General features: G+C 59.8%; 25 protein-coding genes and 1 tRNA gene. 16 read left to right on the top strand and 10 right to left on the bottom strand.

Going from position 1 to position 24,579, the window contains the following annotated elements:
- Window positions 1–12: 12 nt before the first annotated feature.
- Window positions 13–825: an SDR family NAD(P)-dependent oxidoreductase gene (locus IHE46_RS15870; RefSeq protein ID WP_192165735.1), complete on the bottom strand. Its 813-nt coding sequence runs from the start codon at window positions 823–825 to the stop codon at window positions 13–15.
- A 108-nt stretch (window positions 826–933) separates the two neighbouring features.
- Here IHE46_RS15870 and tpiA point away from each other — a divergent pair, with 108 nt between their 5' ends.
- The 5 genes from tpiA (at window position 934) to IHE46_RS17055 (ending at window position 4,264) form a co-directional block, all read left to right on the top strand.
- Window positions 934–1,683 carry a triose-phosphate isomerase gene (tpiA, locus tag IHE46_RS15865; protein WP_192165734.1) on the top strand — a complete coding sequence of 250 codons (750 nt, stop codon included), beginning with the start codon at window positions 934–936 and terminating at the stop codon, window positions 1,681–1,683.
- Between the two features lie 24 nt (window positions 1,684–1,707).
- On the top strand, window positions 1,708–2,148 hold the full coding sequence (gene secG / locus IHE46_RS15860) for a preprotein translocase subunit SecG (protein ID WP_192165732.1): 441 nt from the start codon (window positions 1,708–1,710) through the stop codon (window positions 2,146–2,148).
- A 12-nt stretch (window positions 2,149–2,160) separates the two neighbouring features.
- Window positions 2,161–2,245: transfer RNA gene (locus tag IHE46_RS15855), tRNA-Leu, on the top strand.
- Between the two features lie 353 nt (window positions 2,246–2,598).
- Window positions 2,599–2,943 (top strand): nucleotide pyrophosphohydrolase, encoded by a 345-nt coding sequence (locus IHE46_RS15850; RefSeq protein WP_192165730.1) that lies wholly within the window; start codon window positions 2,599–2,601, stop codon window positions 2,941–2,943.
- A gap of 10 nt (window positions 2,944–2,953) precedes the next feature.
- On the top strand, window positions 2,954–4,264 hold the full coding sequence (locus IHE46_RS17055) for an HNH endonuclease (RefSeq protein WP_225563109.1): 1,311 nt from the start codon (window positions 2,954–2,956) through the stop codon (window positions 4,262–4,264).
- A 199-nt stretch (window positions 4,265–4,463) separates the two neighbouring features.
- Here IHE46_RS17055 and IHE46_RS15840 read toward each other — a convergent pair whose 3' ends face one another.
- The 4 genes from IHE46_RS15840 to IHE46_RS15820 all read right to left on the bottom strand — a co-directional run bounded on the left by IHE46_RS15840 (window position 4,464) and on the right by IHE46_RS15820 (window position 9,029).
- The gene (locus IHE46_RS15840; protein WP_192165728.1) at window positions 4,464–5,732 is read right to left on the bottom strand and encodes a phospholipase D family protein; all 1,269 of its coding nucleotides are present in this window, start codon (window positions 5,730–5,732) and stop codon (window positions 4,464–4,466) included.
- A gap of 1,217 nt (window positions 5,733–6,949) precedes the next feature.
- The gene (locus IHE46_RS15830; RefSeq protein WP_192165725.1) at window positions 6,950–7,306 is read right to left on the bottom strand and encodes a hypothetical protein; all 357 of its coding nucleotides are present in this window, start codon (window positions 7,304–7,306) and stop codon (window positions 6,950–6,952) included.
- Between the two features lie 299 nt (window positions 7,307–7,605).
- Window positions 7,606–8,139, bottom strand: a complete 534-nt coding sequence (locus IHE46_RS15825) for a dihydrofolate reductase family protein (RefSeq protein WP_192165723.1) — start codon at window positions 8,137–8,139, stop codon at window positions 7,606–7,608.
- Between the two features lie 23 nt (window positions 8,140–8,162).
- Window positions 8,163–9,029 (bottom strand): TMEM175 family protein, encoded by an 867-nt coding sequence (locus IHE46_RS15820; RefSeq protein ID WP_192165721.1) that lies wholly within the window; start codon window positions 9,027–9,029, stop codon window positions 8,163–8,165.
- 1,272 nt (window positions 9,030–10,301) lie between these two features.
- Here IHE46_RS15820 and IHE46_RS15815 point away from each other — a divergent pair.
- From IHE46_RS15815 to IHE46_RS15780, 8 genes are all read left to right on the top strand, one after another.
- Complete coding sequence (locus IHE46_RS15815; protein ID WP_192165719.1) at window positions 10,302–10,556, top strand: hypothetical protein; 255 nt, start codon at window positions 10,302–10,304, stop codon at window positions 10,554–10,556.
- Window positions 10,557–10,619: 63 nt separating this feature from the next.
- Window positions 10,620–10,979 (top strand): hypothetical protein, encoded by a 360-nt coding sequence (locus IHE46_RS15810; RefSeq protein WP_192165717.1) that lies wholly within the window; start codon window positions 10,620–10,622, stop codon window positions 10,977–10,979.
- A gap of 1,168 nt (window positions 10,980–12,147) precedes the next feature.
- Window positions 12,148–14,007, top strand: a complete 1,860-nt coding sequence (locus IHE46_RS15805; protein WP_192165716.1) for a S53 family peptidase — start codon at window positions 12,148–12,150, stop codon at window positions 14,005–14,007.
- 400 nt (window positions 14,008–14,407) lie between these two features.
- Window positions 14,408–15,316 carry a prohibitin family protein gene (locus tag IHE46_RS15800; RefSeq protein ID WP_192165714.1) on the top strand — a complete coding sequence of 303 codons (909 nt, stop codon included), beginning with the start codon at window positions 14,408–14,410 and terminating at the stop codon, window positions 15,314–15,316.
- A gap of 5 nt (window positions 15,317–15,321) precedes the next feature.
- A complete protein-coding gene (locus tag IHE46_RS15795; protein ID WP_192165712.1) occupies window positions 15,322–15,705 on the top strand; it encodes a GFA family protein in 384 nt (127 codons plus the stop codon).
- Between the two features lie 138 nt (window positions 15,706–15,843).
- Window positions 15,844–16,239 carry an SET domain-containing protein-lysine N-methyltransferase gene (locus IHE46_RS15790; RefSeq protein WP_192165710.1) on the top strand — a complete coding sequence of 132 codons (396 nt, stop codon included), beginning with the start codon at window positions 15,844–15,846 and terminating at the stop codon, window positions 16,237–16,239.
- A 93-nt stretch (window positions 16,240–16,332) separates the two neighbouring features.
- The gene (locus IHE46_RS15785; RefSeq protein WP_192165708.1) at window positions 16,333–16,761 is read left to right on the top strand and encodes a DUF1801 domain-containing protein; all 429 of its coding nucleotides are present in this window, start codon (window positions 16,333–16,335) and stop codon (window positions 16,759–16,761) included.
- Window positions 16,762–16,832: 71 nt separating this feature from the next.
- Entirely contained in the window at window positions 16,833–17,531 is a 699-nt protein-coding gene (locus IHE46_RS15780; protein WP_192165706.1) for a DUF899 family protein, read from the top strand.
- A 36-nt stretch (window positions 17,532–17,567) separates the two neighbouring features.
- Here IHE46_RS15780 and IHE46_RS15775 read toward each other — a convergent pair whose 3' ends face one another.
- Window positions 17,568–18,221 carry a glutathione S-transferase family protein gene (locus IHE46_RS15775; protein ID WP_192165704.1) on the bottom strand — a complete coding sequence of 218 codons (654 nt, stop codon included), beginning with the start codon at window positions 18,219–18,221 and terminating at the stop codon, window positions 17,568–17,570.
- Window positions 18,222–18,797: 576 nt separating this feature from the next.
- Here IHE46_RS15775 and IHE46_RS15770 point away from each other — a divergent pair.
- From IHE46_RS15770 to IHE46_RS15760, 3 genes are all read left to right on the top strand, one after another.
- Window positions 18,798–19,043, top strand: a complete 246-nt coding sequence (locus IHE46_RS15770; RefSeq protein WP_192165702.1) for a hypothetical protein — start codon at window positions 18,798–18,800, stop codon at window positions 19,041–19,043.
- A 152-nt stretch (window positions 19,044–19,195) separates the two neighbouring features.
- Complete coding sequence (locus IHE46_RS15765) at window positions 19,196–20,797, top strand: glycoside hydrolase family 20 protein (RefSeq protein WP_225563108.1); 1,602 nt, start codon at window positions 19,196–19,198, stop codon at window positions 20,795–20,797.
- Window positions 20,798–21,398: 601 nt separating this feature from the next.
- On the top strand, window positions 21,399–21,602 hold the full coding sequence (locus IHE46_RS15760; RefSeq protein WP_192165700.1) for a hypothetical protein: 204 nt from the start codon (window positions 21,399–21,401) through the stop codon (window positions 21,600–21,602).
- 56 nt (window positions 21,603–21,658) lie between these two features.
- Here IHE46_RS15760 and IHE46_RS15755 read toward each other — a convergent pair whose 3' ends face one another.
- From IHE46_RS15755 to smpB, 4 genes are all read right to left on the bottom strand, one after another.
- The gene (locus IHE46_RS15755; RefSeq protein WP_192165698.1) at window positions 21,659–22,936 is read right to left on the bottom strand and encodes an RNA polymerase sigma factor; all 1,278 of its coding nucleotides are present in this window, start codon (window positions 22,934–22,936) and stop codon (window positions 21,659–21,661) included.
- Between the two features lie 41 nt (window positions 22,937–22,977).
- Window positions 22,978–23,394, bottom strand: coding sequence for a VOC family protein (locus IHE46_RS15750; protein ID WP_192165695.1), 417 nt, complete (start codon window positions 23,392–23,394; stop codon window positions 22,978–22,980).
- Window positions 23,395–23,418: 24 nt separating this feature from the next.
- Window positions 23,419–23,838 (bottom strand): YciI family protein, encoded by a 420-nt coding sequence (locus IHE46_RS15745; RefSeq protein WP_192165693.1) that lies wholly within the window; start codon window positions 23,836–23,838, stop codon window positions 23,419–23,421.
- Window positions 23,839–23,957: 119 nt separating this feature from the next.
- Window positions 23,958–24,452: an SsrA-binding protein SmpB gene (gene smpB / locus IHE46_RS15740; RefSeq protein ID WP_192165691.1), complete on the bottom strand. Its 495-nt coding sequence runs from the start codon at window positions 24,450–24,452 to the stop codon at window positions 23,958–23,960.
- Window positions 24,453–24,579: the final 127 nt, after the last annotated feature.

The following is a 24,579-nucleotide window of genomic DNA, read 5'->3' as shown; positions in this document are numbered from 1 at the left end:
CGGAGAAGGTTCTCAGGGCTCATCCGACTGCCGGTAGCGCCGCGCCTGGCGCGCCGACAGCCGGAAGGCCAACCGATCCGGCATCAGCTTGAACGTGCTCTTGATGAAGCGGTTCACGCGCCCCGTGACATGCACCGCATCACCGCGCTCCACCGCGGCGATGCCTTCGGCCACCACTTCATCGGCGCTCTGCCACATGAAGCCGGGCAGCTTGTTCATCAGCGCACGCGTGCCGGTGACGTCGTGGAATTCCGAATAGGTGAAGCCGGGGCACAACGCGCACACGTGTACGCCGTGCCCACGACTTTCCAGTGCCAGGCCCTGCGAGAACTTGATGAGGAAGGCCTTGGCCGGGGCGTACAGCGTATGCCCCGCCGTGCCCGGCACGTGGCCGGCCAGCGAGGCCACGTTGACGATGCGGCCATAGCCCCGTTCGCGCATGCCGGGCAGCAGGCGCCATGCCAGTTCGACGGGCGCGTTCAGCAGTACCTGCAGGAAATCCGCATGCGTGCCCCAGTCCTGGGTCACGAAGTTGCCGGGCACGCCATAGCCGGCATTGTTGACCAGCCAATCCACCGCGAGCCCGCGTTGCGCAAGTTCACCGCACAAGGCGGCGGGCGCGGCGGGATCGGCCAGATCGGCCGCCAGCACCGTTACGCTGCAGGCATGCTGCTGGCGCAGCTCCGTCGCCAGCGATTCGAGCCGGTCGACACGTCGGGCGGTAAGCACCAGGTCGTGGCCACGTGCCGCGAGTGCACGGGCGAAGGCGGCGCCGATGCCGGCGGAGGCGCCGGTGACTAGGCTGAGCGGGCGGGCGGCGGTCATGCGTGGCTCCGTGGGATGTCAAGGCATCTTGAACGCTGCGGCGCAGCAATACCAGTCCCGCTATCGTCCTGTAAAATCTCGGTTTTGTCCGTACGGAAACCCATCGACATGCGCAAGAAACTCGTGGCGGCAAACTGGAAGATGCACGGCAGCCGCTCGATGGCGGCCGCTTTGTGCAAAGAGGTTGCCGCCAGCGATACCAGCGGCATCGATGTGGTGCTCTGCCCGCCGTTTCCCTACCTGGGCGATGTGGCTGCGGCCTGTGCCGAGGCCGGCATTGGCGTGGGCGCGCAGGATCTCAGCGAGCACGAGGGGCAGGGCGCCTACACCGGCGAGGTATCCGCAGCGATGCTGGCCGACTGTGGTGCGCAATGGGCGCTGGTGGGGCACTCCGAGCGCCGCCAGTACCACGGCGAAAGCGATGCGCTGGTGGCGCGCAAGTTTGCCGCCGCGCGTGCCGGCGGCCTCACGCCCATCCTCTGCGTGGGCGAGACGCTGGCGCAGCGCGAGGCGGGCGAAACCGAAACCGTGGTCGCGCGGCAGCTGAAGGCGGTGCTGGATGCCTGCGGCATTGCGGCGTTCGATACCGCGGTGATTTCCTACGAGCCGGTGTGGGCCATCGGCACGGGCCGCACGGCGACGCCGGAGCAGGCGCAGCAAGTCCATGCGTTCATTCGTAGCCAACTCCAAAAGGAAGATGCTATGATTGCCCGTCTGACTCGGCTGCTTTATGGCGGCAGCGTCAAGGCGGCCAACGCCGCCGAATTGTTCGCACAGTCGGATGTGGACGGGGGGCTGATCGGTGGCGCCTCGTTGATCGCTTCCGACTTCCTTGGAATCTGCGCAGCGGCGCGTTAAGTCGCCACAGGCTCGATTGCAACCATGTTTGTCATTTTCAGCGTCTTTTACATTCTGGTCGCTGCAGCCATGATCGTGCTGATCCTGCTGCAGAACGGCGACGGCGCCAGCGCCGGTTCCGGTTTTGGCGGCGGTGCCTCGGCCACGGTGTTCGGTGCGCGCGGCTCGGCCAACTTCCTGACCCGTGCCACGGCCGTGCTGGCTGCACTGTTCTTCCTGCTGAGCCTTGGCATGGGCGTGTACCTGCACAGTCATGGCAACGCGCAGAGCAGCGGTGCCGACCTCGGCGTGATGGCCGGCATGAGCACCACGCCGGCACCCGCCAAGCAGGCCCCGGCGGCGACGGTTCCGGCAAACCCGGAAGTGCCTGCCGCCACGAACAACCCGGCCGTGCCCACGGCACCTGCCGCGAACAAGCAACAAAGCGAAGTGCCGGCCGCGCCGGCGCCGCAGAAGCAGAAGTAAAGTAAGACACCTGCCCAGGTGGCGGAATTGGTAGACGCACTACCTTGAGGTGGTAGCGCTGAAAGGCGTAGGGGTTCGAGTCCCCTCTTGGGCACCAATGTATAGTCCGACGATGTCCAGAATGGACCAGAAAGACTAGGAAAACCCGCCGCTTAGGCGGGTTTTTTATTGCCCGATCGTCTGGCTAGAAGTCCTTGGGGCACAATCAGTTCGAACGTTGGCTAACGTGATTGCGTGTTCGGCCCGGTCTATTTCGCGGCCACCGTATTATTTTCCTGAATCGCGATTGGATTCGCATTCGATTAGTTCTGCCCTTAGATGCCCATTGCCGCATCTAGATACTCAGTGGTGAACTCGCATAGGCTCTGTCGCATATGGTACGGACGTGATTCGCGTTTTGCGTTTCGCCCCAATCATCTGCTCGACCTATCTAACATTGGGAGCCTGCACATGGACCTCAACGCAATCCAACTCAAGATCCGCGAGTTCCGCGATGCCCGCGATTGGATGCAGTTCCACAATCCTAAGAACCTCGCCATTTCCGTCGTCTTGGAGGCAACTGAGTTGCTGGAGCACTTCCAATGGAAGAGCCCCGAGGAAAGCGAGGTCCACGCCTCTCAAGCAAAAGGAGAGTTGGCCGATGAGGCGGCGGATATTGCCGTGTACCTTATTGAGTTCTGCGACAACTTAGGGATCGACCTAGAGCAGGCAATCCTATCCAAGCTCAGTAAGAACGCTGCCAAGTACCCGGTAGAAAAGGCCAAGGGTTCAGCCAAGAAATACACAGAACTTTGAAGGGAAGCATATGCAACTGATCTTGCAACCGTGCGCGGACGATGTTGCCTACAAGCACTTCGTGGATACGATCCAGAACCCCGTGTCGATCGCTCGCTTGGCCCCATTCCTCTCACAGGAGGAGAGATCTCTGGTTGCCAGCAAGTTCGGTGAGTCAGTGGCGGTGTGGGGTGTTACTCCTGGCGAGGATGATGGCAACGCCAAGAAGTGGCGCCGCATGGCTACAGGAGATACGGCGCTTTTCTATAGGAGGCGCCAGTTTTTCTATAGGGGTACCGTCGCCTACAAATGCCAGAGTGCGCTGATGGCGGAGTCCCTGTGGGGCAGGATGGAAGATGGGGCGACCTGGGAGTACACATTCTTCTTGACGGACTTGGAGCCGGTCGCGATCCATATTCGCGATTTCAATCAGCTTGCCGAACGCAAACCAACGGCTATCGTCCAGGGCTTCACCGTGCTCAAGGAAGGCCCAAGTGCACGGATATTGGATGCTCTTCGCCTCACCAGCAATACTGGGGCAAGGAGCCCTCAGTCAGCAGACCAAGCTATGGCTCTGAATCTGGATTTCGATATCGGTGGATCGTATACCCGCGCAGCATTGCAAGAAGCTGTGGGCATTGAGCCAGCACAGGGTGGCCCTTGGTACACAGGGTACCTCGAGCATCACGGCGTCCACTTCGTCTTCTGCTCGGTGGGCACCGCCGGACGAACTGGCCATGACTATGAGAACAAATTCATCGGCGATGACCTGGTGTGGTATGGGAAGACAGGTTCGCGCCTAGAGCACCCTTCGATTCAGGCGCTATTGGCCGATGGCGCGGTGGTGCATGTCTTCTATCGCGAGGATGATCGCGCGCCGTTCACCTATGCAGGACAAGCACGCGCCAAGGGAGTTGAAGACACCTCCCCGGTCAAGCTTATTTGGACTTTTGCTGGCGATCCTCAAGCGCATCCTGAAGTGCCACCCGAGGAGATTGAGGCGGAACCGCAGGGCATAATTGAGGGGGCTAAGAAGCAGATCACCGTCAATATCTATGAGCGGGACCCCAACGCGCGCCGCAAATGCATCGCGCACTGGAAGGCTAGATGCGTAGTCTGCGAGTTCAACTTCGAGAGTGTCTATGGTGAGCTAGGTAACGGCTATATCCATGTACACCACCTCAAGCCTCTGGCCGAGGTAGGGGAAGAGTACGTGCTAGACCCAATCAATGACCTTCGCCCAGTCTGTCCAAATTGTCATGCGATGCTTCATCGTCGAAAGCCTGCGCTGTCGATCGATGAGCTTGTGTCCATTATCAGGAGTACGAGCCGCGCCGAATGAATTCACCGACAGCTGCGCGGCCCGGGCGGACGGAATCGCTACCAGGGTCATGTCTTCTGATTCAAAGTCATTCGATTTCCAAGAGTAGATCCTGGAGGTTCGATTCCTTCACCGTGCACCAATTCGTGAAAGGCCGCCATATTGGCGGTCTTTCTGTTTTCTTCCAGGCGAGGCAAGTTGCCACCATGGCGGCAGCCATTTATTTCAGCTGACGGACATCGAATCCAAAGTATCGGAGGATTTTGGTGGTGCGGCCATTGATCACCGGTAGCTCATCCTTGTTCTGCCACCCAATCATTTCCTGGACATTTGCAGTGGCAAAGGAGTTCAGCTTGTAGTCTGCGTTATAGATAAGGTTGGCCATGCGTTGCACCACTTCATCCTTTCCATGAACCAAGTAAGCAAGGCTATTTCTCACTTTTGTTGGATCGTTGCCATCGATAAAGGCCTCCCGGAGTCCGGGGATGCCTCCTTTGTGGAAACGCAGGCTGTCGTGAAAGGAGTGGAGCGTAAGAAGTGCCTCAAAGAGCAGTTGATCGTCAGCTTTTTGAAGGGCGCCCTCAGTTTCAAAGACGGAGCGAAGGCGTGGATAATTTTCGTGGATGATCTTTGATTCTAGATGCGGAAAGGGCGCGGCATGCCACTGCTGAAAAGCATCGATCAGTGCAGAAAGGTGGCCATCATTCCAGCCAAGTTGAGGCTCCATCCATTTCTCGCCATAGGCTATGTGGTCGCGGACAAAGCTAAAGAACGAATCGATCTCCAGGCGTAATGGGAGCTCACTCTCTGAAACCTTTCGCTTGCCGTATTCGACATACTTTTGCCGAATAAAATTGAACGCGCTGACTCCTTCCTGGTAAGTGCGCCTATAACTGTCAATAAAAACGTTTTCCTTGGTTTTCTTTTGCTTGCCGCGATCAATGTTTGTGAAGTACACCCGCCCCAACGCAACGTCAACCTTCTTCTCGAGCTCGGTGATGCCCGCGTCAATCTCTTTGTAAGAGTCAAATGCCAGGCGGTACTTGGCAAGCGCATCGGAAGTAAGGACCGACGCTTGCTCCCAATATTCGCCAAAGAGGGCGGCCAGGTCTTCAAATCGATCATCCTCGGCCGGGATAGCGGCCAGTATTTCCTGGTTCGAGATGACAGCTGCGCTGGTGAGATTGGCAGAGCCAAGGTAGGCAAGACGGTCGCCAAAGATATAGAGCTTAGGGTGAAAGGAATGATCCGTGAAAAAGCGGATGTCTACGTAAGGATCTTTGAGCGCCTCCCCGAGGGCTATCGGCGAGGTGGGATACCCAAGGCGAACGACAAGCCGAACGCGATGGCTTGACTGCGCAATGCTCTTCAGGATGCCGTAGTCGGTAAAGAATGCTGTAGCGACGAATACCGGCTCATCGATTCGCGCAGCGTCCATAAGTGCATTGCGTATGAAGTCCCCGCGCGCGTTGGAATTGGTGAATAGCATCGTCGCTGCTCTCGTAGATGATGGCTAGCTTTGAGCCATTTGCTCGGGAAACAAACTATTTATTAACTCAGCCGACGCTTCGACTTGCATACGCATCATGGCCACGTTAGCGATGAGTTGAGAACGTGGATGCGCACTGAAGTTGCGTAATGTCCGCATTGCACTCCATCGATCGCAATCAGTGTGTGGAATTATCTTTCTCGCAATTAGCCAGTCTATAGCCGATCCTAATGTGTGGAACGCTGGTGCCCCTAATTGTTTGCATTTCTCCTGGACCGCAGTTTCAACGACCCGAAGCAACTGATCCGCGCACAAAGTCATTAGCGGGTAGTAGAAGTAGCTGTAAACCAACGCATTGATAGTCGTGGTAAAGAGCGATTGGACGTTCTCAGGGGCGGATGTGCTAAGAGTCACAGACTTTGCATATATAACCCATTCCCGCCTGGCCTCGGCGCTTGAATTCATGGCATACGTTCCCTCCCAGGCAGGGTCCATATCGAGCCAGTTGCCGATGTCCACTCTCTTGGTTTTGGGCGTGCTTGTCATCGCAAGACCACTATAGAATGAGATGGCTGTTATACATCCTTGTTCTTTGACGCACCGTTGCCTCTCCAGCGATCGAGCAAGGTTCCAACGGATCTGCGCTCTCTGGTAGTGATCGGCGATGCGCCCACAGCTTACGGTCTGCTGCGGTCAGCGGCAGAAATCAGGGCCTGGAAGACCTGCGCCGCGACCTCAGTGCCCGCTTTGCCCGCGGGGCGGCGCGCGGTGCGCCCGAGCCGGTGCAGGGCAACACGCCGGCGTAACCCCTGACGTGTGGGCACTACCACCCGGCGCATGTTGGCAATCGCGGCATGCGCCGGGCTTTTTTGTGCCTGCGGCACGTGCAGGGCGGGGTATGCCGGGTGCCGAGTTGCGGCGGCCGAGCTTTGAGCTCGGGCGGCCGAGCAAAAAGCTCGGCGGGCCGAGTAATTTGCTCGGCGCGTGCAGTTCTGGACTCGGTGCGCCGAGTTATTTACTCGGCCGGCGGAGCTTTGGACTCGGCGTGTCGAGCTTTTTGCTCGATTGGTCGAGCTCTGAACTCGGCGACTCGAGCTTTTTGCTCGGACGCCCGAGCTGTTGAACTCGGCGCGTCGAGCTTTTTTCTCGGACTGCCGAGCTTTTTGCTCGGCAGTCCGAGTTCGGAGGCTGGGCGATGGAGCTGCGAGCTCCGCCGTTCAGTACGGCAGGTCGCCCGAGTGGGGTGGCGGGGGAAGGAGTGGCTGGCTGAGCTGTTCGGCTTGTTCGCTGAGGAAGTACAAGGCGGCGAAGAGGCCTTCGGTGGTGGGGGTGTCGAGGGGACTACAGCCGGGGTCGAGGGTGTCGCTTTGGCTGTTGGCGTGCTGGTCGCGGAAAGCTTCGCTATTGGTCAGCACGCGGGCGAGGGCGTGGATGGCGATGGCGAGGCCGGCTAGGGTGGCGGCGTCGTGTTCGTCGGGACTGGCCTCGGCGCGGGTCCAGTAGGGGCGCGAGAGCGGGTTGGTGGGGATGGGCACAGCGGCGTGTGGGGCTGCCGTATGATTGGGGTTAGCCATGATCAACTCCTTCTTAGTTGGTGGTGGTTAGCGGGTCGTATGGGTTGCAGCCCATGCGGCCCGCGTTGGTTTTGGTAGTGCGGGTTTTCTCCGGCCGGGGCGAGGGTGCCTTGGCGGTTTCATAATAAGTGGGGAGAAAAAGAAAATCTGTCAGGTAATGGAATAAATATGTAGGGATAGGACTTTATTTTGTCAGATGCCATTGGGTGATTAATAAGGATGGATTAATCACGCCGCAATGGCATGGATTTGTTTGCGGCGCTACGGATGATTTATTCATCGCATCGATGGACGCGCGATTAAGCAGGCACGTACGTCAACCGGATGACGTCATCGCCGATTACATCGCTGGCTACGAAGCGGAGTGGCGGCCGAGGCCCGGCGAAGAAGGGCTTGCCATGGCCAAGCACGAGGGGGCGGAGGTAGAGCTGGTATTCATCCATAAGACCCAGATCGGCGATGCTTCGCGCCAGGTCGGGTCCGGCGACATCGATCTCGCCGGAAAGCTTGGCCTTCAGCTCCCGGATGACTGCCTCGATGTCATCGGCGACAAGGGTGGCGTTCGGGCCGACCGATTTCAGCGTGCGCGACACGACCCACTTCGGCTTGCTGCGCCATACCGCGGCAAAGTTGTGGTCCTCGGCGTCCCAATCCGGATGGTCGTTATCCCAATAGCGCATGATCTCGTACATGCGGCGGCCGTAGAGCATGCCCGCCAGACCTCGCAGGTGGTCTACGAAGTAACGAGAGACCGACGGAGTAGGCGGCCCTAAGGCTTGGTGGTCGACATAGCCATCCAAGGATTGCATCAATCCGTAAACAAGCTTCGCCATGCGAAATCCCTCCTCGATAGCTTTCAGGGTGAGGGTGGTGTTCCACCCGTGGGCACCTCGGCGGCCTCCGCGGCGGGCTGCGGTGCGGCCCCTTCTGCTGGCGGGCTTCTTCCGTGGCTTGCTTCCGCGGTTGCCGCGCTGCGTCGCATGCGCCTCTCGACGATGCGCAAGGCTACGACCACCACCAGCATGATCGCCGCCAGCCAGAGCATGTGTTGGAGCCAGGCCATGAGCGTAGCCCACAGCACGGTGAGAGACAGGTCGTGCATCAGCCATGCCTTGGCACGAGCGGGCACGAGATCCGGCGCAAGTCTGGCGAGGAAAGCCGCATAGCCCCACGCGGCCGTCAGGCAGAGCTGGATCGTAAGCATGATGAGCGCGTACGGAATGAGTCCGTTGGTCGAGAACACGAGTGCCGACTCGAACACGGGGCCTGTACTGGTTGCCGGCAAGACATCGGGCAACTTGCCGCCGGCGACCATCGCGTGAAGCCCAACACTTAGCGGAATCTTATGGACCACTTGCAGGGTGCCGTTGATGATCATGTTGCGGATCAACACCGGCACCAGCGCCACCAGGCTGAGCAGCAGCATGGTCAGCACGGTCAACGGCGCATCGATGCGGCGCAGTTGGGCCATGGCGCGCCGGTGCTGGTACCACACGCTGGCGATCCAGAAGAAGCTGAAGAAATACACCAGCAGCGGGGCGCCCCAGACTTCGAGCAGGCTCTGGCCGGGCTGGGCTTCCGGTCGCAATTCAACGGCCGATAGGGTCAGCGCAATGGCGAACACGCCGTCCGCGAGCATCACCAGGCGGTCGAAGTGGCGCTGATGGACATGGTGTTCGCGCACGGGTTGGGTGTGTGCGTGCGGGTCGGCATACGGTTCCATCGGTCTCTCCTTTCTAAAGGTGGACGACGCGCAGTGTTGTAGAAACCGTTAGGGGGCGCCGTGGCAGAAATGCGGGAGGGGGAATGCGCTGGGGTATCGTGCAGCTGCAACGTGTCGCTTTTTTCGAGGAACGATGCGCCACTCACGGGGCGCTGCACTCTATTCCAGGAGGGCAGGTATCCCTCGGCGGTACGAAGGCAAGTTACAGTCCGTTTGAATGGTCCCCAGGTGGTCTGCTTTCGATCCGGAGCAGAGTCTTTCGGCTGGAGGGAGGATAGACCTTCATGGCATTCGTCGGTGCGTTTCCAGGCGTTTGTTCCTGTGCTGGTACTTTTCCAGCAACGGCAACGCGCTTGCCCGTATCAAGCAAGGTTCGCTCAGGTCTCGCCTGGCGGTATTGTGTTCAAGGGAGGTGTGCCACGCACGGCTCATCGTTCTGCGTACAGAGTGGGGGGGCGACCTGGCCTCTCCTTCGAGACGAACGGCTTCCCCATCACTTAACTCCAGCGTTAGGGCCCGCCATGGCAAAGGTTCGCTTCGCATTATTCGTGACCGTTCTATTGGCCACGGCATGCGCCAGTCTTCCTGAGCGCCAAGCCACCTACAGTGGCAAGTACTTCTACAACTTCGAGTACGCCTCTTTCTTCCCTGATGGCAAGGATGTCAGATGGTGTGTCAACGGAGATATGTCTAAGGCAGAGCTGCCCGCCAAGGACGCTAATGGTCCTTGGGGCACATCACACGTTATCGTACAGGGCACCTTGGGGCCGCTGGGGCACTATGGCAACCTGGGTGCCTGCGAACGCGTCCTTACGGTCTCCAAGCTTCTCAGGGTAAGTGACATGCGGGGACGCGAGTAACCTTGGCCCCCGACTACTTGTTCAAGGCGGACGGTTTCGTCGTAGCTTAATTCCAGTGTTAGGCCATCACAGGGGAGCGTCAATGCAAATTTCGGCAATGTCATATGCAAAGAGTTGGCTGTTGTTCTCTCTCATTGCCACAGCTGGAGGCGGGTTGGTCGGTGCGGTCAGTGGATTCTTTCTAGGTGCTTTTCTCGGTGTTGCTGGCGTCCCTCTGGCAAGCATCAAGCTAATATGCGGCGTAGCCGGCTTCGTGATAGGCCTTCCAATATCTTTCTTTGCATTCCAATGGTCGGTTCGGACGTTCATAGTGAATCCTCTGCTCCGTGAGGCTGATCAACAGCGTCTAGCCTAACAACTCGTTCAAGGCGGATGCCTTCGGCGCCCCTTAACTCAAACGTTAGGCATAGAGATGATCACCGAGGAAATGCTGGGCATCTATTCCAAGTTCGATGGCGACATCGACGGTTTCACCCGTGCCGGCTCGGCGTATGACCGCAGCATCATCTCGGCCGCGCAGTGGCTAGAGATCGTGCGTCTTGTTCAGGAGCTCCACACCGTTAAGGCCAGCTTGGTGTCAGACCACTATTCGGCTCAGGTAGAGCAAAGTCTTTCCGCGGTTGCAGCAACCACGGGCGCCAAATACAGACTATGGTTGCTCGCCTAACTATTCATCCCAGTGGACCCGCTGCGCGCGCCATCAAATTCAGGGGTGAGCTTGGCAAACACCATGACGCAATTTCACATCTATAGCGGAGAGCAACTTATTGGTCAGTCCGAACTTGAGTTCGGCGATCCGCCCATGGGCGTTGCGTTCGGCAAGTTCACGCCTACGCCCGCCTACGCAAACATCCAATCTCAAGTCATATCTCTAACCGGCAAAAATCAAGCTAGCCTCCATCTGTCGGCGTGCCTGCATAGCGGTGAAGCGCTTGAGGCGGTCGGTGGGGTGTGCATCGCCGACTATTCGGCGGAGTTTGGCGAAGACGGGCTCGAGGTCTCTGTGCTTGGCATCAGCTCCCCCGTCTACGAGCATCTGTTTCCTCACCATGTCGCCGCGTACGAACGCCAGTTCCCCGCGCCCGGCTAACTTCCCACTCAAAGGGGCGACCTCGTTGTCGCTTATATGGCCCCGCAGCGATCCCGCTGGCATCGCTTGGATCGACCCCTTGCATGATGATTAGCGGTCTCGGTAGATGTCGCGAAACGCTCGCGGTCAACCTCGAGCCAGGCAACCGGTTATGCATGAGCCACGCCTCACAGTTCGCCCATGAGCATGGCATTCCAACAGTCGACGCGGACCAGTACGGCTTTCCGCGTGAGAGCCGTAATCCAACTGGGAAGCTGGACCGCTGGCGAATAGTGCAAGTCTTCCTACGACCAAATTTAAGAAAATTCCTATTTCCATCGATTGCTCTAAGTCATAGGGTCGAGGTGGGAGCATGTTCGATATACACAAACGACACGGCAGGTTCTCTGTTCGCCGTTGTCCCTATTCGTTAGTGGGGGCGGTAAAAGCTAAAACTTGCCCAAAGCCGGAGTAGTAACTCGACTATTGGTGCTGCCTCTCTAATTGCAATCAAGGACTTGGCACAAACGCGGCTGTTGTAACTGGGGGTTACTGCAGCTGCTGAAAATGGGAGCGTCAGCGCTTTTGCCTTACTACTTGGGTAGTAGACACGCGGAGTTTGTGCAGCCAACTCTGCCAATAAAAGTTGACCCTGATGGGAGGATGGATGGCGCTGCTCGCCGGTATGCCTTGAGTCTATCGTTTCAGAGGTCTTTGTCGACGACCTTCTTCTATCTTTGCTTCCCTCGTGGCTGGGCGCGGCCCTTCCTGGCGGCCTTGCTGTGCATGGGGAAACCTATCATCCACGAAGAGGGTGGGGCGTCCTAGAACAGCTTAAAAGCGTGCGAATATGATTATTTGATATATGGGCATCGTGATTTGTTATAAGTGGTGTTTTACGCCTTAATTATAGCGTCGACTGCGCACCTGGCTTTTTATGATTTGTCTTGATGCCGAGGAGCGCAACCCTATTCATTCGACTTATTTTAGAGACCTAGGTCTCAAAATCAGAAGCATCGATGGTCGGCTCAATACAGTTACGCCATTAAGGCTCGGAACGCGATCTTGTTTTGTCCGCCAAGGTGACTTAGCTTGCGATGGCGGCAAACACAATGAAGACTGATTTCCAAGTTGATTCGTTGGCTTGCGAAAGAGAGGGATATGGGGTTTCAGGGAGGGGGAGTGCGGGATGAAAAGCTGCGAATGGTTTGTCGCTAATTCAATCCATCCATTAAGGGAGTTACATCGCATGGTAAATTTCCGTAATGCAGGTTCCGCAAACGTTGCAGGGCGCACCTTTGCGCGTGGCCGCCTGGTCACCGCGTTGGCGTTGGCGATCGGCATGGCTGGTATGGCAACCGCGGCGTCGGCGCAGGGTTCGGTGGTCAACGGGTGGGCGACGACTCGCACGCTGGTGCCCTATACCGCCGATGCCAGTTTCAACGGCTATGCGTCCAGTCAGGAGCCTGTGTCGATCGTGGTCACGCTCAAGCTTCGGAACAAGGATGTGCTGGACAGCTACACCAAGGAGCTGTTCCGCCCGGGTAGCCCCTCCTATCACCAGTTTCTGAGCAGCCAGGAGAGCACGGCGACCTTCGCGCCCACACAGCAGCAGGCACAGGCGGTGGCGGATTACCTCACCGGCCAGGGCTTCACCAACGTAAAGATTGCTTCCAATCGACTGCTGGTGACCGCGGATGGCACGGTAGGTGCGGCGAACGCTGCCTTCCGTACCGCGATCGGCCACTTCACGCGTCATGGCCGTGATGGCATCGCCAATACCCAGAATGCGCAGATTCCCTCAGCACTGAACGGCGCGGTCGACCAGGTGCTTGGCCTGCAGACGCTGTACCAGGCGCGTACCTTCTCGTTGCCGGCGTCGCAGTTGCGTCCCGCGTATACGGTGGTCTCCGTGACTGGCAATTCGGCGGCACATGCTTACTATCCGCAGGAGTTCGCCACGGTCTATGACGCTGGCACGACTCCGACCGCGTCGAACACCACGGTTGCGATCCTGGGCTGGGGCAGCATGACCAATGCGGTCAACGACCTGAAGCAGCTCGAAAGTGGCCAGGGCCTGACTGCCGTGGCAACCTCGATCGTTTCGACCACCACCAAGAGCAGCAGCGACGACAGCGGCCAGGGCGAGTGGGGCATGGACGCGCAGGCCATTCGGGGTATCAGCGGCGGCGTGAAGACCTTGATCTTCTACACCGACGGCGGCACGTACAGCAGCCGCACGGGCTCCAGCGGTGCGAGCAACAGCGGCCTGCTGCAGGTGATCAACAAGGCGGTGAGTGCCAACAGCGCCAAGGTGATCAACATGTCGTGGGGCCTGCCCGAATGCGACGGCAGCCCCGGCTTCGCCGATTCGGCGTTCCAGTTGGGCGTGACGCAGGGACAGACCTTCTCGGCGGCGACCGGCGATAACGGCTCTTATCCGTGCCCGGTGGGTAGTTCGGCGCCGGAGAATGGCTCCTACGGCAGCAAGACCACGCTCTCGGTGAACTATCCGGCGAGCTCGCCATATGTCGTGGCGACCGGTGGCACCACGTTGAACACCACCGCATCCGACGCCTATGTTTCCGAAGCCTCCTGGCCCTACAGCGGCGGCGGCGTGAGTGGTTCCGAGGCCACGCCGAGTTGGCAGTCGAGCAGCTATCCGCATCGCGAGGTGCCGGACGTCGCTTTCGATGCCGACTGGACCAACTCGCCGATCATTGTCTACTTCACGGCCAGCTCGACGTCGGGTATTTCCCAGTCGGGGTACTACACCAATGGTGGCACCAGTCTGGCATCGCCGCTGTTCGTGGGTGCCTGGGCTCGCCTGGAGAGTGCCAACAGCAACGGGTTGGGTTTCGCCGCTCCGGCGCTCTACGCCTATTCGAGCCAGTATCCGTTTCATGATGTGACCACCGGCAACAATGGCTATTACGCAGCCGGAGCCGGGCGTGACAATGCGACGGGTTGGGGAAGCTTCGATATCCAGGCGGCGAATACGTTCATCGCCGGTACGCCTGGCTTCATCACGGCTACCAACAATCCTTAAGTAAACCGTTCGAGGCCCCGGAGTCCGCAGGGATGCGGGCTCCGGGGTTTTTTATGGGGACCGCATCAGGTTTCGCCTACATCGCCGTACGCCAATGCCTGCTGGGCAGTCAGGGTGTCGTTGCTGCACATTGTCCTGGCCCGGGAAGTCTGGTTCCTCTACCGATGCACCGTGCGCCCCGAACCGCTGCTGTCCCCCCCTGCGCGGTTCACAGGCCCCCGAAAGGGGGCCTTTCTTTTTGGGTGGGTTCGGCGGCTGCCTACGGGCGTTGCTATCGAGCGGCGTTGCCAGCAAGCTGGTGAGGTCTGCTTTCAGCTCGTAACAGTTGGTTCTAAATCTGGGCATCGGAAACGGCGGCCGGCGCATGTTCGCGCCAACATCAAACAGGGGATGCGACCGTATGTTGAAGGATCTCACTGTCCGTTCAGGCAGTAATGCCGGACTGATCAAGCTTGTGGTGATCGCCGTGCTGGCGATCGTCGTGTTGTCGGGCTCGTTTTTCGTCGTGCAACCCAGTGAGATGGCGGGAATCCGCTGGATGGGAGGCAAGGTCATTACCGATGAACCCTTGGGTCCAGGCGTGCATTTCAAGGTGCCGCTGGTGGAGACCGTGGATCGCCTCCAGATCAGTCGCTCGATCTATACATTGGCCGGGCTCGATGTCTACACGAATGACAATCAAAAGGTCACGATCGATATCAGCGTCATCTATCAGATCCCTGCGCGGTCTGTGTTCAACCTGCTCTACAAGGTGGGTCGAACCGGTGCCGTGGATATCGATGCCACGCTTCTCCCCGTCGTTCGTGATCGCGCCTTGGAAGCCTTTGCCAAGTACAACACGCTATCGATCAGCGATCAGCGTGCCCAGATCACTGTGCAGATGCGAAATGCCATCAGTCAGGGGCTTGGTAGCCTTTTCGGCGTCGATGTGATCGACGTCCAGCTCACCGGAATTCACTACTCGCCGATTTTCGAGGCATCGATCGAGCAGGCGGTGAAGGCCAAAGCCGACGCGGTGCAGGCTGAGAACACGGTTGCGCGCGCTAAGTACGAGGGTGAGCAAGCGACGGTGCTTGCAGCCGCACAGGCAAAGGCTGCTGTCGAAGCGGCCCAAGGCCGCGCCGATTCTCAAGTCATCGAAGCGGATGCTCAGGCGAAGGCTGCAGAGACCGTGGGTGCCGCGTTACGCGCCAATCCGGAATACACCAAGTTCTACGGCCTGCAGCACTGGAACGGTGTTCTGCCGACTGTCACTAGCGGAGGCATTCCGCTGATCGACCTGAGCAAGTCAGCAGCCAAGTCGGATTGATTTCCATGGACAAAAAACAGCCTCAGACATTGCTGCAGGGTTCCTGCCACTGCGGTTCCGTTCGTCTTACGATTCCAGCTGCGCCTGACACAGCGACAAGTTGCAACTGCTCCTTGTGCCGGCGCACCGGAGGCATATGGGCCTACTACGAATTCGGCTCGGTCTCTATCGAGGGTCATCCGGAGAACACCGAAAGCTATATATGGGGCGACCGGACCCTGAGGAATGTGCGCTGCAAGACCTGCGGTATCGTCACTCACTGGGAGCCGCTTGAAGCTGCGCCTGGTGCTCGTCATGGCGTGAACTTGCGGAATTTTGATCCTGCGCTACTGGAGTCGATCGTCATCAGGCGCTTCGACGGGGCAGACACCTGGAAATTCCTCGATTGAAGGCCTGCCGTTGTTCGCATCGAGCGCTCAGAGGTTTACAGGTGCCGCCTAACAATTTGTTCAAGGCAGATCGTCCCGTTTTCGTTTAGTCCCAATGTTAGGGCGCCAGCGATGCACTGCAAATGCTGCGATTCTTCGATGATCAAAGACACGGGTACCGCTAAAGGGCGTGGCATATTTGCTACGCGCGCCATATTGGCGGGTGAAATCGTTGAGATTTGTCCGGTAGTGCTGGTGCATGCCGATTGGGAGGAGATGCCCAAGCAAGTGCAGCGTATTGTGTTTGACTGGGGGCGCTTGACGAAAGGGCCATGCGCATCCTGTATCGCGCTAGGGTGGGGCAGCATTTACAACCATGGAAACCCTGCAAACATTCGATACTCGGCAGAGAAGGACAGCCTTTCTATGGTATTCACTGCCGCTCGGGATATCGCTCTTGGTGAGGAGCTAACCATCAACTACAACGAAACAGCCGGAGATATTCACTCCTCCGAGGATGTCTGGTTTCAAGACACAGGCATCACACCGATTTAGGCGAGCGCCTAGTAATTCATCTTGGCCGAAACTATTTCGCAGCGCGGCTTAACTCAGGCGTTAGGCGCAGTACCAACCCGACGGAGGCGTGCCATGCCAGCAGAGGATCAGATCAGCCGCTATCTCGAAGCCGTGCCGGAGCCCAAGCAAAGCGATATGCGGAGACTCCATAGCACGATTCTCGAAATGAACCCCGGTTGCAAGTTGTCGTTTTTCGACGGGAAGGACGAAAGCGGCAAGGTTGTTTCCAATCCCAACATCGGTTACGGCGCCCTCGACAAGCAGTACGCCAACGGCAAGACCAAAGAGCTGTTTCAAATCGGAATCAGCGCAAACTCGGCGGGGTTGTCGGTCTACATCATGGGCATGGACGACAAGACGTATCTGCAAAAAAAGTTCGGCGACTCCATCGGCAAGGCGAGCGTCACCGGCTACTGCATCAAATTCAAAGCGCTCAAAGATATCGACCTGGACACTCTCAAAGAGGCGATCCAGGACGGTATGAAACAAACACACACCTAACCGTTCGTTCAAGCCGACCGTCATCCCGCTGCGCTGGCTGCTTGCGGCTTCAAGTAGATACGGAGAACGTCATGACAGAACTGGCAACTCCCAGAATCGTTACCCGTGATGAGTGGGAGCGGGCCCGTGCCGAACTACTGGTCCGCGAGAAAGCCCACACGCGTGCCGGCGACGAGTTGGCCGCCGCTCGCCGCCGCCTGCCGATGACGCCGATGGAACCGGCCACGGTCGTGGGGCCGGATGGCCCCGTCTCCCTCCTCGATGTGTTCGATGGCCGGCGGATGCTGGTGGTGTATCACTTCATGTGGCATAAGGGCGCGCCGCACGACCGGCAATGCGAAGGCTGCACGCACGGTCAGTCTGCGATGAACGCGGCCGTGTGCGCTTATCTGGCGGCGCGCGACGTGACCTATGCCGTTTTCAGCAGTGGTCCGTGGAATGAGATCGCCGCCTACCGGGACTTCATGGGCTGGACGCCGCCGTGGTATTCGACTGCCGACTCCGCAGAGGTGTTGGCAACTCGAAGTGGTGGCGACCTCCGTTGCTACCTGCGGACCGGTGACCAGGTTTTCGAAACCTATGAAACGAAATGGCGAGGGATCGAGGCCATGCTGCCCTCGCTGCAGATGCTGGACCTCACGGTATATGGCCGGCAGGAGAGTTGGGAAGACTCGCCCGCGGGTTGGCCTCAGGATCAGGCCGGGTCGTGGTGGCGGCGCGACGGCCGCCCCATTGCTCAGTGGACGCGTACCACCGAGGCGGTCAAATAGTCGCAGTCTGAAAATGATTGCAACGGTTCGCCTAATTTAGCGGTTCGATGGATTACCTGTGAAAACCGCCAACTGCGCAGCGAAAGCACGCTTGTAGGCAGGGCGTGCTTCGGCACGGGCAACGTAGGCAGCAAGGTTCGGGTATTCGTTCAACATGCCCGAAGGCTTTAGCCGCAACAGCGCATGCACCATCACGAGGTCGCCCGCGCTGAACGTGCCGTCCAACCACTCGGCGTCACCAAGGCGAACGGAAAGGTCGCCCAGCCGGTGGCGGATGCGATCCTTGATGAGTACCAGGCGTTCCTCGGTCCAGGGCTTGTCGCCTTCCATGAACTTTGCGGTTTGCAGATCGAGGATGGGCGGTTCCACTGTGTTGAGCGCGGCGAACATCCAGGTGATCGCCCGCGCCCGGGCGTTCGCGTCATCCGGCAGCAAGTTGGTATTGCGCTGCGCGATGTGGAACACGATGGCGCCCGATTCGAACAGGACAAGCTCGCCTTCTTCATAGGTGGGAATCTGCCCGAAGGGGTGCAACGCGCGATGCGCGGGTTCCTTCATGGCTTTGAACGACACCAGGCGAACGTTGTAAGGCTGGTTCGCTTCTTCCAGCGCCCAGCGAACGCGCATGTCGCGCGCGAGCCCCTGGCCGCGGTCGGGCGACTGTTCAAAGGCGGTAATAGTGGGGGTCATTGGAAGGCTCCAGGTGGTTGCACGTTGTCAGTGCGCATCAGGTTATTGATTGTGAAATCTTTTCATGGATGGCGCTCTTCCGCCGGCTCCATTCTCTTGGCAGGTCATCTGTCCGGCAGGAATGTTCATGGAGTCGCTGCGCAGCACGTTCTCATGGTTTCCGCTTCGATCCGTTGATACGACGAATGACCCGCATCGGGATCGACAGCCAACGCAGCTACTGGCGCGGTCCGACCCCCGAACAAGGATCGGGCCGTATCTGCCCGAGCCTCCAGAGAGCTGTTGGGCCGCTTGAACAGGCATGCGACGAGCCAGTTCCGGTCGGTTGCTGCCTGGCCCCGAGCCCACTGTCCACAGGCGGAACTCGCTGTCCGAGGACCGGAATACTCAAATGGAGCGGTATGAGCTAAGGTCGGTCTGATACAGAACCCCCCGACAGTTCTGTCAGGGAACGCTGACATCGTTACACTTCTGTTTCCTGCATTCTTGTACTCGTCCAGCAAGTTTGGTGAAGTAACTGCGCCCCTAGGCAACTGTTGACCAGAGCCCCTTTGATCCAGCCCGAGGCATCCGTCGATGAGCATTTTGTTCGCGATCCAGGAAGATGAAGCTGGCATGTGGTGCATCTGCCGTGGGCAGACCTGCCTGGCGAATCGCCTTAGCTTGGCGAAAGCCATCACTGACGCGCGCAAGCTGGCACGGGATCACCACGCGCGAACCGGCATGACCGCCTCGGTGGATCTGGTCAGCCCCGAAGGCACGACCCGCCTGGGTCACTATGCGCACCCCGGCGCCGAGTCTGCGGATACGGCAGTGGCCTGATCGGCAGCGTAAGGGGAGCGCCTCTCAGAGATAAGCGCTTCGATCATCGAGCTGTTGCATGGTCGTGGCGAATGCTGGCGCGCATGTCGGAGTGTTCTCCATCAGGGTCCCCGATAAACTGCCGGGTACCCCACGAGTGCCGAGACCACCGCATGCCGAAGCTGCTGCCGAAGACCCTTTTCGTCCTGAGCCTTTGTGTTGGCATGGCACTGACCACGCTGGTGCCCGCTCCGCTTTTTGCCGCGCCGGCGCAGCCTGCAACCGATCGAATCAGCCATACCGCGCCACGGGTGATGCCAACCTTGCAACAGTGGCAGGGCGGCGAAGGGAACTGGTTGCTGGATGGCCATACGCGCCTGCTTGTCGAACCTGACCACGCCAAGGCACTGAAACTGATCGCCACGAGATTGGCGAGTGACATCCAGTCGATTACCGGTTTGAAGATAGCCGTATCGATTGGGCACAAGGCCGGGAAACACGACATCGTCGTGCGCATGGCGCAGTGCGGCGTGTCTTCGGCGCTCATCGGGCGGGAAGGGTACACGCTCGACACGGACGTCCACGTGACTTTGTGCGCGGATACGGAGCAGGGGGTGTTCTACGGCGGCCGCACTTTGCTGCAGATGCTTGTATTGGATGGTCGTTCCGACAAGAAGCACCGTGCGCTTCCTCGCGGCCACGCCGTGGATTTTCCGCGCTATCGCGAGCGGTCGGTCATGCTGGATGTCGGCAGGAAGTTTGCCGACGTCGCTTTCCTGAAGAACTACATCCGCTTCATGGGGTGGTACAAGCTCAACACGCTGCATCTTCATCTCAACGACCAGGTGTTGAGCGACGACAAGAAGTCGTGGCTGAGCCGCGCCTTTCGTCTGAAGAGCGACAACCGTGCCTTTGCCGGGCTGGTGCCTGCCGACGGTCGCTATTACACGCGCAGCGACTGGGACGAGCTGGAACGCACTGCGGCCGCCAATGGCGTGACGATCGTTCCCGAGATCGACACGCCCGGTCACTCGGGAGCTTTCGTGCTGGCACGCCCGGATCTGGCCTACGCCGGTGGTACGCCTGCCGGCGGCACGCTCGATCCCAGCAATCCGCGCACGCTGGCCTATGTCGAGTCGGTGTTCACCGAATTCCTGCCCTGGTTTCGTTCCAGCGTGATCCACATTGGCGGCGACGAGGTCAACGTCGATGGCGGCACGGTCAGCGTGGCTACGCAGGTCGATTACCTCAACAAGCTGGGGCGCTTCCTGCAGCAACACGGCAAGCAGGTCGAGATCTGGGGCAGCGCCGACATGGCGAACGGGCTGGACAAATCCTTCGTGATCCAGCGCTGGATCAACTGGGGCGACGAGGCAAAGATCAATTGGAGCGACCGTGGCTTCAGCTGGATCGAGTCGTTCGGCGACTGGTACATCGTCCCCTTCGGCCCGGCTTACGACAATCCGAAAGGGTTGCATGGCGATGCGCTGTATGACGGATGGAACAGGCGCCTGCCTGCCAATATCCATGCGTCGAACGGCCCGGTCGGCGGACAGATCGCGGTATGGAACGACAAGGGAACGCTGGATTACACCTACGCGACGACCGTCAACAACCTGCTGAAAGATGCGGTACCCGCCGCCGGCCAAGTGTTCTGGCGTGGACAAGCACAGGACGATGCGGGGCGGGATCTTGACTACAACGCGCTCCGGCAAAGCGTCGAATTGCTTCAATACGGGCCCGGTGTGTCGCTGTTCAAGGACGCGCCGCTCTGAGCGGCGAGCCCCTTTGTCGCCATGGTCGTTCCGGTGCATGGGGCGATGACCCGACTTCGGGTGTCGCGAACGCTCAGGTCGAGCAGTGCGCAACATCCGTATGTCCCTTCAATATCCGTTCGCAGGCCTGTTGTCAGGCTACGCCTACAGCGATGTACGTCATTTCCCGATAGCCGGTAGGGTATCGGGGATGCAAATTGACGATGCCCGGGAAGTCTGGTTCCTCACCGACGCACCGCGTGCCCCCGAACCGCCGCAATCCCCTTTGCCCGGTTCACTGGCCCCCGAAAGGGGGCCTTTCTCTTTGGGGCACGATGGCCGTTTCCATCGGCAAACAGATCGGCGAACGGCAGTAAGTAGTAAGTAGCCACCACCTCAGGTGCCGTTAATTGGCGAGCGAACTAGAGCACAACCAAGTGCATCGGCTTGCGCGGCCTGGATCAGGCAGGCGGATGGTGCGGCACGTTATGCGCCTCCACTGCCATGTCAGTTCTCTGACAAAGCCTCGCAAGATCATGTTGCTTGAACTTGCGCCAGGATTCATTCGCCGGTAAAGCGGCCAAACGCATGCTGGGTACTCCATTCCAACGCGGAGGTCGTTATGGGAATTCTCGATACCTTGGGTGAAGTTGCCGGTGCCGTGGCTGCAGTGGAAGGCGCCGAGAAGCTCGATCCGAATGCGGGTTTGCTGACGAAGGGCATCGCGGCCGTTGCCGGATTCAAGGGTGCGGGCGCGCTGGAGGAAATGGTCGGCAAGAAAGAAGACGGTGCAGACGCTGCGCCGGCTGACGACAGCCAGTCCTGAGGTCAGGCATGTTCAAGAAGGGCCGCCCACCGGGCGGCCCTTTGTTTTGCAGAGCATCAGTCGGCTGTCGCCTGCCGTGCGCAGGCAATGGCGCGCGTCTGCAGCAGTTCGCGTTCGCGCGTGTTGCGGGTGAGCGATGCGGCATGTTCGAACTCCGCACGGGCTTCGGCATGGCGGTCGAGCTTTTCCAGCAGGTCGCCGCGCACGGCAGGCAACAGGTGGTAGTTCGCCAGTGCCGGTTCGCCGCGCAGGGCGTCGACCAGAGGCAGGGCCGCCGCCGGCCCGTTGGCCATCGACACGGCTACCGCACGATTGAGCTGCACCACAGGAGACGGTATGACCTCGGCCAGCGTGGCGTACAGTGCGGCGATACGGTTCCAGTCGGTTTGTTCCGCGGTGTTGGCGCGGGCATGGCAGGCTGCGATGGCGGCCTGCAGGGTGTACGGCTCCTCATTGCCGCCCAGCCGTTGTGCGCGGTCCAGCGCGGTGAGCCCGCGCTGGATCAGCAACCGATCCCAGCGCGCGCGGTTCTGCTCCAGCAGCCGGATCGGTGCGCCATCCGCAGCGCTGCGCGCGTGCGTGCGCGAGGCCTGCAGTTCCATCAGCGCGAGCAGGCCGAACACCGGCGCCTGCTGCGGCATCAGCCCGGCGAGGATGCGGCCCAGGCGCAAGGCTTCCTCGCACAGCGAGGGGCGCATCCAGTCGTCGCCGGCGGTGGCGGTGTAGCCCTCGTTGAAGATCAGGTAGATCACGCCCAGGACGGCGTCCAGGCGTTCGGCAAGCTCTTCGCCGCGCGGCACTTCGAACGGTACCTGCTTCTCGGTCAGGGTGCGCTTGGCGCGCACGATGCGCTGGGCGATGGTGGGCTCCGGCTGCAGGAAGGCGCGGGCGATCTCGACGGTACTGAGGCCGCCGAGCAGGCGCAGGGTCAGCGCCACGCGCGACTCGGCGGGCAGCGCAGGGTGGCAGGCAGTGAAGATCAGCCGCAACAGGTCGTCGCCGATGTCGTCGTCTAGCATGGCGTCGAAGCGGGGCATGGCATCGGCCTGTTCGGCCTCCAGTTCGCGGGCGATTTCCTCGTGCTTGCGTTCCATCAGCTGATGGCGGCGCAGGCGGTCGATGGCGCGGTGCTTCGCCGTAGTCATCAGCCAGGCGCCGGGGTTGTCCGGTACGCCGGTCTGCGGCCATTGCTCCAGTGCGGTCACCAGCGCGTCCTGCGCCAATTCCTCGGCCAGGCCCACGTCGCGCAGCATGCGGGTGAGCCCGGCGATGATGCGCGCCGATTCGATGCGCCAGATGGCTTCGATGCTTCGAGAGATGTCGGTCGCCGTCATGGCGACCGATCAAACCATCATCGCCTTGCGACGGCAAGCCGTCATGCAGCGGGCGGGCAGTTGATCATCCATGGCACGCCGTAGCGATCCACCAATGACCCGAAGCGCGCGGCCCAGAAGGTCTGCTGGATCGGCATCTGCACCGTGCCGCCTTCGGCCAGTGCGTGGAAGATGCGCTCGGCCTGTTCCGGCGAGTCGAGCTGGACCGACACCGAGCAGCCCTTGATCGGCGTGTAGGGACATTGCGGCGCCATCGCATCCGAGGCCATCAGCACCTGATCGCCCACTTCCAGGCGTACGTGCATCATCTTGTCGCGCATCTCGGGCGGCATGGGCATTTCGGGCGGTGCATCGCCGTAGCGCGCCCGCATGGTGACCTTGCCGCCGAAACATTGGGCATAGAAATCGAAGGCGGCTTCGGCATTGCCGTCATAGTTGAGGTAGGCGACGAATTGCATGGGGGACTCCTCGCTGGCTTGGGTTTATTGGCGGTCGTTGATCTGTGCGCGCAGGCTGGCTTCCTGTTCGCGCAAGGCATCTGTGAATTTGTCGCCGAAGTCCTCGGCCTCGAACACCGGACGAATCTCGACTTCGACACCGGCATCGAAGGGGGCGCGTTTCAGCCACTCGATGGCTTCGGCCATGGACTTCACCTGCCATAGCCAGAAGCCGGCGATCAGCTCCTTGGTTTCGGCGAACGGGCCGTCGGTCACGGTGCGCTGGGAGCCGTCGAAGCGCACGCGGGCACCGCGCGAACTGGGGTGCAGGCCTTCGCCGGCCAACATCACGCCGGCCTTCACCAGGTCTTCGTTGTACTTGCCCATCGCGGCGAGGCGTTCGGTGCTCGGCATCACGCCAGCTTCGGTGTCCTGGTTCGCTTTTACGATGACTATGCAGCGCATCGGTTTGTCTCCTGGGAGGAATGATTCCGCCTTCACAGGTACGACGAACGACGATGTGCCGAATCGACACGGTGCACAAAGATTTTTCAGGACCCGGCAGCCGGGCAGCGCGAGTGGCGTCAGGAAGCCCGGTTGTGCGAGCGCATGGTGCGCTGTTTCTCGATCTGCCAGTCGCGCTGCTTCTCGGTGTCGCGCTTGTCGTGCTCCTGCTTGCCGCGGGCCAGCCCGACTTCCACCTTGACCTTGCCGTTCTTCCAGTACATCGCCGTGGGCACCAGCGTGTAGCCCTTGCGCTCCACCGCACCGATCAGCTGGTCGATCTCCTTGCGGTGCAGAAGGAGCTTGCGCGTGCGCCGGTCTTCGGCAATCACGTGGGTGGAGGCGCTGATCAGCGGCGGGATCGAGGCGCCGACCAGGAAGATCTCGCCCTTGATCACGATGGCATAGCCGTCGCCGAAATTGATCCGTCCGGCGCGCAGCGCCTTCAGCTCCCAACCCTGCAGCGCGACCCCGGCTTCATAACGCTGGTCGATGTGGTACTCGAAGCGCGCACGTTTGTTGAGCGCGATGGTGCCGGTGCCCTTGGTGGTGTCCTTGTCCTTGCTCTTGGCCATGTCCGCTAAACTTCGGGCTCTGGGCGGCCACGTTGCCTGCGCGCCCTTCAGGAGGCAACGCTTCTTTTAAGAGTGCATCCATGGATGGATGCCCATTTGATCTTCGCATTCATGGATGAATGCACAA

Source organism: Rhodanobacter sp. DHG33 (assembly GCF_014843005.1).
Taxonomy (GTDB): Bacteria; Pseudomonadota; Gammaproteobacteria; order Xanthomonadales; family Rhodanobacteraceae; genus Rhodanobacter_A.
Note: the sequence above shows the minus strand (reverse complement) of the source record. Positions and strands in the feature narration are given on the sequence as shown.

Coding starts and splice junctions, on each gene's coding strand:
- IHE46_RS15870 (WP_192165735.1), bottom strand. CDS start 825: ATGACCGCCGCCCGCCCGCTCAGCCTAGTCACCGGCGCCTCCGCCGGC.
- tpiA (WP_192165734.1), top strand. CDS start 934: ATGCGCAAGAAACTCGTGGCGGCAAACTGGAAGATGCACGGCAGCCGC.
- secG (WP_192165732.1), top strand. CDS start 1,708: ATGTTTGTCATTTTCAGCGTCTTTTACATTCTGGTCGCTGCAGCCATG.
- IHE46_RS15850 (WP_192165730.1), top strand. CDS start 2,599: ATGGACCTCAACGCAATCCAACTCAAGATCCGCGAGTTCCGCGATGCC.
- IHE46_RS17055 (WP_225563109.1), top strand. CDS start 2,954: ATGCAACTGATCTTGCAACCGTGCGCGGACGATGTTGCCTACAAGCAC.
- IHE46_RS15840 (WP_192165728.1), bottom strand. CDS start 5,732: ATGCTATTCACCAATTCCAACGCGCGCGGGGACTTCATACGCAATGCA.
- IHE46_RS15830 (WP_192165725.1), bottom strand. CDS start 7,306: ATGGCTAACCCCAATCATACGGCAGCCCCACACGCCGCTGTGCCCATC.
- IHE46_RS15825 (WP_192165723.1), bottom strand. CDS start 8,139: ATGGCGAAGCTTGTTTACGGATTGATGCAATCCTTGGATGGCTATGTC.
- IHE46_RS15820 (WP_192165721.1), bottom strand. CDS start 9,029: ATGGAACCGTATGCCGACCCGCACGCACACACCCAACCCGTGCGCGAA.
- IHE46_RS15815 (WP_192165719.1), top strand. CDS start 10,302: ATGATCACCGAGGAAATGCTGGGCATCTATTCCAAGTTCGATGGCGAC.
- IHE46_RS15810 (WP_192165717.1), top strand. CDS start 10,620: ATGACGCAATTTCACATCTATAGCGGAGAGCAACTTATTGGTCAGTCC.
- IHE46_RS15805 (WP_192165716.1), top strand. CDS start 12,148: ATGAAAAGCTGCGAATGGTTTGTCGCTAATTCAATCCATCCATTAAGG.
- IHE46_RS15800 (WP_192165714.1), top strand. CDS start 14,408: ATGTTGAAGGATCTCACTGTCCGTTCAGGCAGTAATGCCGGACTGATC.
- IHE46_RS15795 (WP_192165712.1), top strand. CDS start 15,322: ATGGACAAAAAACAGCCTCAGACATTGCTGCAGGGTTCCTGCCACTGC.
- IHE46_RS15790 (WP_192165710.1), top strand. CDS start 15,844: ATGATCAAAGACACGGGTACCGCTAAAGGGCGTGGCATATTTGCTACG.
- IHE46_RS15785 (WP_192165708.1), top strand. CDS start 16,333: ATGCCAGCAGAGGATCAGATCAGCCGCTATCTCGAAGCCGTGCCGGAG.
- IHE46_RS15780 (WP_192165706.1), top strand. CDS start 16,833: ATGACAGAACTGGCAACTCCCAGAATCGTTACCCGTGATGAGTGGGAG.
- IHE46_RS15775 (WP_192165704.1), bottom strand. CDS start 18,221: ATGACCCCCACTATTACCGCCTTTGAACAGTCGCCCGACCGCGGCCAG.
- IHE46_RS15770 (WP_192165702.1), top strand. CDS start 18,798: ATGAGCATTTTGTTCGCGATCCAGGAAGATGAAGCTGGCATGTGGTGC.
- IHE46_RS15765 (WP_225563108.1), top strand. CDS start 19,196: ATGCCGAAGCTGCTGCCGAAGACCCTTTTCGTCCTGAGCCTTTGTGTT.
- IHE46_RS15760 (WP_192165700.1), top strand. CDS start 21,399: ATGGGAATTCTCGATACCTTGGGTGAAGTTGCCGGTGCCGTGGCTGCA.
- IHE46_RS15755 (WP_192165698.1), bottom strand. CDS start 22,936: ATGACGGCGACCGACATCTCTCGAAGCATCGAAGCCATCTGGCGCATC.
- IHE46_RS15750 (WP_192165695.1), bottom strand. CDS start 23,394: ATGCAATTCGTCGCCTACCTCAACTATGACGGCAATGCCGAAGCCGCC.
- IHE46_RS15745 (WP_192165693.1), bottom strand. CDS start 23,838: ATGCGCTGCATAGTCATCGTAAAAGCGAACCAGGACACCGAAGCTGGC.
- smpB (WP_192165691.1), bottom strand. CDS start 24,452: ATGGCCAAGAGCAAGGACAAGGACACCACCAAGGGCACCGGCACCATC.